General features: G+C 64.1%; 5 protein-coding genes and 1 pseudogene. 3 read left to right on the top strand and 3 right to left on the bottom strand.

Going from position 1 to position 6,337, the window contains the following annotated elements; translation table 11 throughout:
* The 3 genes and pseudogenes from VKP01_RS06895 to VKP01_RS06905 all read right to left on the bottom strand — a co-directional run.
* A pseudogene (locus tag VKP01_RS06895) lies at positions 1–362 on the bottom strand (thiaminase II); the annotation flags it as partial.
* A gap of 96 nt (positions 363–458) precedes the next feature.
* Positions 459–1,526 (bottom strand): tartrate dehydrogenase, encoded by a 1,068-nt coding sequence (locus VKP01_RS06900; RefSeq protein WP_324411424.1) that lies wholly within the window; start codon positions 1,524–1,526, stop codon positions 459–461.
* A 145-nt stretch (positions 1,527–1,671) separates the two neighbouring features.
* Positions 1,672–2,517: a DMT family transporter gene (locus VKP01_RS06905; RefSeq protein WP_414706541.1), complete on the bottom strand. Its 846-nt coding sequence runs from the start codon at positions 2,515–2,517 to the stop codon at positions 1,672–1,674.
* A gap of 548 nt (positions 2,518–3,065) precedes the next feature.
* Between VKP01_RS06905 and VKP01_RS06910 the strand changes: the two genes are divergently transcribed.
* From VKP01_RS06910 to lptF, 3 genes are all read left to right on the top strand, one after another.
* Positions 3,066–4,073 carry a flagellar motor protein MotA gene (locus VKP01_RS06910; protein ID WP_324411426.1) on the top strand — a complete coding sequence of 336 codons (1,008 nt, stop codon included), beginning with the start codon at positions 3,066–3,068 and terminating at the stop codon, positions 4,071–4,073.
* 3 nt (positions 4,074–4,076) lie between these two features.
* Positions 4,077–5,093, top strand: coding sequence for a peptidoglycan -binding protein (locus tag VKP01_RS06915; RefSeq protein WP_324411427.1), 1,017 nt, complete (start codon positions 4,077–4,079; stop codon positions 5,091–5,093).
* 125 nt (positions 5,094–5,218) lie between these two features.
* The coding region (lptF, locus tag VKP01_RS06920) for an LPS export ABC transporter permease LptF (RefSeq protein WP_324411428.1) at positions 5,219–6,337 on the top strand (1,119 nt) is incomplete at its 3' end.

The raw sequence follows: 6,337 nt of genomic DNA on the forward strand, positions 1-6,337 counted from the left end.
GCCAGCAGATAGGAAACGTAATGGCTGCAGCCCGGCGAGACCGGTGTCGTCTCGAACATGTCCTGCGTGATGCCGAAAGCGTCAAAGAAGGAGCCGTGCAGCGAGCGCTCGACGACCACCGCGACTTCCGCACCCTTGGAGAACTGCACGATCTGGTCCGGATGCGGTGCCTTTGCCGCGGCGATGGCGAGCGCGCGCCCGAATCCGATCAGGTAATGCGCGTCCTGCACGATGTACTGCGTGAAGCGCTCCTTCGAGAGCGTGCCGGCGGCGAGCTCCTGGTTGAAGGGCATGGTGCGGATCGTCTCGTAGAGGGCGAGATTGTCCTGCCAGACCTTCGTCGAGAAAGCGCCCGGCTGCATCGGCGAGAGCGGGGCGGTCGCGGCGGGGGAACGGGCGATGTCGGGAAACTGCGTCATCGGGAAGAGGCTCCTGCGTGATCGATACGGCAATACCGGTCAGATGGCCTCTTCCACCGCCTTTCCGCAAGTCACGGTATCGGCATTTCCACCCAGATCGCCGGTGCGCAGCGTCTTTTCCGCGAGAACCCGCTCGATTCCAGCCACGATCTCGGCGGCGGCTTCGCGCTCGCCCAGATGATCGAGCATCATCGCCCCCGACCAGATCTGCCCGATCGGATTGGCGATTCCCTGCCCGGCAATGTCGGGGGCCGAGCCGTGGACCGGTTCGAACAGCGAGGGGAAGGCGTTTTCCGGATTGATGTTGCCTGATGGCGCAATGCCGATCGTGCCGGTACAGGCGGGGCCGAGATCGGAGAGGATGTCGCCGAACAGATTGGAGGCCACGACCACGTCGAACCAGTCGGGATGCAGCACGAAATGTGCGGTCAGGATGTCGATATGGAACTTGTCCCAGGTGATGTCGGTATATTGCGCCGCCATCGCCTCCATGCGCTCGTCCCAATAGGGCATGGTGATGGAGATGCCGTTCGACTTCGTCGCCGAGGTGACATGCTTGCGCTCGCGGCGGCGCGCCAGCTCGAAGGCATATTTCAGAACACGATCCACGCCTACCCGGCTCATCACCGTTTCCTGGATCACCACCTCGCGTTCGGTGCCGGCGAACATGCGCCCGCCGACGGAGGAATATTCGCCTTCCGTATTCTCGCGCACCACGAAGAAATCGATGTCGCCCGGCTCGCGCCCCACGAGCGGCGATTGCACGCCGGGCATCAGCTTCACGGGTCTCAGATTGACGTATTGATCGAATTCGCGGCGGAATTTCAGGAGTGAACCCCAGAGCGAGACGTGGTCGGGCACGGTATCGGGCCAGCCCACCGCGCCGAAGAAGATCGCGTCATGCCCGCCGATCTGCGCCTTCCAGTCATCGGGCATCATCTGCCCGTGCTTCGCGTAATAGTCGCAGGAGGCGAAGTCGAACCAGTCCAGCTTGACGGTGAAACCGTGGCGTTTGGCGGCCTTTTCGAGAACCCGCACGCCCTCCGGCACCACTTCCTTGCCGATTCCGTCACCGGGAATGACTGCGATCGAATAGGTCTTCGTCATGGGTTTCCTCCGCGAATGCGTTGTTTGCGGCGCGCGCACGCCGGATCTTGTCTTGCGGCGATACTGCCCGATCCCGTCAGACCGGGCGAGACGGCGCCACGCGGAAACCGCGTTGGTCTGTGTTCACGAATACGCCGCGCATTCTCTACTGCCCGCGCTTGCGCTCCGCGAGCGCAATGCCGCCCAGGACGAAGGCGAGGGCGGCGGCGTGGTAGAGGTGGAAGGGTTCAGCGATGATCATCACGGCGAGACCGGCGCCGAAGATCGGGACGAGATTGACGAACAGGCCCGAGCGCCCGGGCCCGATCAGCTCGACCGCACGCATGAAGCACAACTGTGCGATCAACGAGGGAAACAGCGAGACATAGAGAATGATCAGCCAGCCGTTCAGGGTCGGCCATCGGACCTGCCCCATGGCGATCTCGATGCCCAGCAGCGGAACGGCGGTGATGAAGGCGATGATGGCGAGGATGGCGAAGAAGGCGAGCCCCGAGACCTGCGGTCGGTTGCGCAAGCCGAGTGTATAACCGGCATAGAGCACACAGGCGCAAAGCATCAGCAGGTCGCCCGGATTGAAGGCGAATTGCAGGAGCGTCGCGAGTTCCCCGCGTGTGGCCACCAGGGCCACGCCGGTGAGCGTCACGATGGTGCCCGCCACCTGAAGGGGTGTGATACGCGTACCGTAGACCAGCAAGGCACCGATGAGCACGATGATGGGCATCGCGCCTTGAATGATGGTGAGGTTGACGGCGGTGGTATAATGCGCGCCGACATAGAACAGCGCGTTGAAGCCGGTGAACCCGAGCGCCCCCATGCCGATGATCATGGGCAGTTTCTCGCGCAGAAGCGGCCATTCGCGCACCAGCTCCTTGTGTGCGATCGCGACCGCGATGACGATAACCACGGTCCAGCGCAGACAGGTCAGCGCCATCGGCGAAATCTCGCCCACGGCGAGACGGCTGGCCACGGCATTGCCGCCCCACATCAGCATGGTCAGTGCGAGCAGAAGATAGGCCTGCCCGAAGAGCCAGCCGATCGGGGTCGTCACGAAGCGCAAGAGGCGTGGGGGCGGGCCCTTCCGGCCATCCGCAGGACCGCTTTCGGGGCCGGCATCGATCTTGCCGTTATCATCCGGATGGCGGGAATCGGTCATTGCGTTCCATCATCGCTTGTCGCGGCATGCGCGCGCGCCATGATCGGGCTTACGCGCCCGGTGCCCCGATGGCAACAATCGCGCGGCCACCAAACGCGCACACCCGCTTCCGCCGGACCGCCTTACGCCGGTGCGGCGGCGAATCGAACGGGTCGCGACGACGCGCGTCAGGCCATGGTCAATACGGGCGTGCTTGTGCTAAAGCATCATCGTGTCAGGTGGTTACCGGCTGACGGTACAATGATGCGGCAAAAGATCATTCGGCTGTGGGCCGGGCCCGGTCGGTTCGGATCACGCTCTGAACGCAAAATATTCCGGCGGGCGGGCTATCGTGGAAGCGTGGTCGCCAGGCGGGCGGCGATGGCCGTGATCTGCGGTCGAACAACATGGCGGTTGGAAATATGGCGGTCGAGACGCCCAAACCCTTGAGCGCACCCCGGATCTATCTGATCCGTATGGCGGTCTTTCTGATTCTGGCGGGTTTTCTGGCCTTCATCCTGTATCGGCCGATCTGGAACGCCTTCCTGAGCAATCCGGGCCTCAACGGCCTGATCGTCGGCGTGCTGCTGGTCGGCATCATCCTCGCCATCAGGCAGGTGGCGCGGCTGTTCCGGGAGGTGCGCTGGGTGAATTCGCTGGATCTGCGCGACGGCGCCTATCAGGGTCGCGCCCCGATCCTGCTGGCTCCGATCGCCCAGACCATCGGTCGCAAAAACGGCAATGGCGCGGTCAGCATCGATGCCGGCACGATGCGCACCCTGCTCGATACGATCGGCGCGCGCCTCGACGAGAGCCGCGAAATCGTCCGTTATCTCGCAGGTCTGCTGATCCTGCTCGGCCTGCTCGGCACCTTCTGGGGACTTATCGAGACGGTGGGGGCGGTCGGGCGCAACATCGCGGCCCTGCCCACCGGGGGCGATGCGGCGGTTCTCTTCGACGAATTGAAGAATTCGTTGTCCGCGCCGCTGATCGGCATCGGTATCGCATTTTCGTCCTCGCTGTTCGGCCTCGGCTCGTCGCTGGTCGTCGGTTTCCTCGATCTGCAGGCGGGCCAGGCGCAGAACCGCTTCTTCACCGAGCTCGAGGATTACCTCACCGCCCATGCGGTTGAAGAGCCCGCCATCGAGACACCGCGCGGCATGCCTGCGGCGACGGGCTTCGGCGGCGCGGAGCTGGCACGCGCCCTCGACAAGCTCACCACCACCATCAATGAAGGCGGCGGCGGGCGGCAGGCGACGCAGGCCATGGCCAACCTTGCCGAGGGCATCCAGGGGCTGGTGCAGCACATGCGCTCCGAGCAGCAGATGATCCGCGACTGGGTGGAGGCGCAAGCCACCCGCGAGAAGGAACTGAAGGCCGTGCTGGAGCGGCTCTCGTCACAGGACAAGGGCTGAGCCATGGCGCTGGCGCCCCGCTCCAGACGCGATCGTGGCCTGAATTACTGGCCGGGCTATGTCGATGCCCTGTCGACGCTTCTGCTCGTGATCGTCTTCCTGCTCTCGATCTTCGTGCTCGGCCAGTTCTTCCTGACCCAGGAGATTTCCGGGCGCGATACCGTGATGGAACGGCTCAACCGCCAGATCGCGGAACTGACCGATCTGCTCGCCCTCGAGCGTTCGACGCGGCGTGAGCTGGAAAACACGCTGGGTTCGCTTGAGAGCACGCTGTCCGAATCCGAGGCCGAACAGGCCCGCCTGCAAGCCATGCTGGATGCCGGGGAAGGCGTTTCGGACCGGGCCGAGGAACTGGCCGAGGCGCTGGTGGGCGAGGAGGAAGCGACCTCACGCGCCATGAATCAGATCGATATCCTCAACCAGCAGATCTCGGCCCTGCGCCGGCAGATCGCCGCGCTGGAATCCGCGCTCGACGCCAGCGAGGCGCGTGATCGCGAAAGCCAGGCCCGGATCGCCGATCTGGGCAGTCGACTGAACGTGGCCCTCGCCCAGAGGGTACAGGAACTGGCCCGCTTCCGCTCGGATTTCTTCGGGCGTCTGCGCCAGATCCTTGGCGAGCGCGACGATATCCGCATCGTTGGCGATCGCTTCGTCTTCCAGTCGGAAATCCTGTTTCCCCTCGGTACTGCCGAACTGCGCGAGGGCCCGCAACCCGAACTCGATCGCGTGGCTGCGGCGATCCTCGAGCTCGCCGAGGAGATCCCCCCCGATATTGCCTGGGTGCTGCGCGTCGACGGTCATACCGATGACCGACCGATCGCGACGGCGCGCTTTCCTTCGAACTGGTATCTCTCGGCAGCGCGCGCCATCGAGGTGGTGGAATATCTGATCGATGCCGGTGTACCACCGGAGAATCTGCTGGCCGCCGGATTCGGCGAGTTCCAGCCGATCGATACGGGTACGACCGAAGAGGCCTATGCCCGCAATCGCCGCATCGAATTCAAGCTCACCGAGCGCTGATCGTCGCGCAGCCTGACAACGCGATAACCCACACTCGCGCTTTGGTGAGCGGAGCGCATGGAGCCCGCGCTTGCCAGCGGCGCGGGGGTGGGCTAGCCAGATCAGCAGTGGGAGTGACACACGGCATGCCGCTCGTCGAACGCTACATTCTCAAGATCGCGGTCACCGCCTTCCTCGTCTGCCTGCTCGGTCTGACGGCGGTGATCTGGCTGACCCAGGCGCTGCGCGAAGTGGATCTGCTCACCGGGCAGGGGCAGACGGTGGTCGTGTTCCTCACTTTCACATTGTTGTCGCTGCCCGCCCTCGTGGCCATCATCGCACCGGTGGCCCTGTTCATTGCCATTCTCTATACGCTGAACAAGCTCAATGGTGATTCGGAACTCGTGGTGATGAATGCTGCGGGCATGTCGTTCTGGCGGATCATGCGCCCCTTTGGCTGGCTGACCGGAGGCGTTGCCGCCATGGTCGGTGTCATGGCTGTGGTGCTGGTGCCGGCGAGTTTCAATGAACTGCGCTTCCTGATCACCCAGATTCGCGCCGATTTCGTGGCCAATCTGGTGCGGGAGGGGCAGTTCACCGAGATCGACCGGGGCGTGACCTTCTCGTTCCGCGAGCGCTCCGGGGAGGCGCTGATGGGGATATTCCTTCAGGATCGCCGCGACGACCGGCGCACCCTCGTCTATATCGCCGAGGCTGGCCAGATCGCCCGAATGGACAACGAGAGCTATCTCGTGCTCGAACGCGGCAGCGTGCATACGCTCACCCCTGGTGCCCGTGACAGCTCCATCGTCGCCTTCGAGCGCTATGCGGTCGATCTCTCAGCTTTCGCTCCGCAAGGTGATCTCACCTTCTTTAAGCCGCGCGAGCGCTCGACTCTCGAGCTGTTCACGATCGATGACAGCGATCCGGTCTACGCCGCCTTTCCGGGACGGTTCCGATCCGAGTTGCATGATCGACTCAGCGCCTGGCTCTACGTGCTCGCCATGGCGGCGATTGCGTTCGCCGCTCTCGGTGAAGCACGGACCACACGCCAGGGACGCGGGTTCGCCATAGCGGTCGCGATCGGTGGTGTCGTGGCCCTGCGTGTGGCCGGTTTCGCCGCCACCAGTGCCGCCGCGCGCTCGGATATCGCCGTGGTCATGGTCTGGGCCATACCGGTCCTTACACTGATCGGCGCAATCGCGCTGATGACGCATGGGGTGCGCCTGCGGCACATGCTGCCCGCACCCCGATTGCCCAGCCTG

The organism is Saliniramus sp. (assembly GCF_035311605.1).
GTDB lineage: Bacteria > Pseudomonadota > Alphaproteobacteria > Rhizobiales > Beijerinckiaceae > Saliniramus.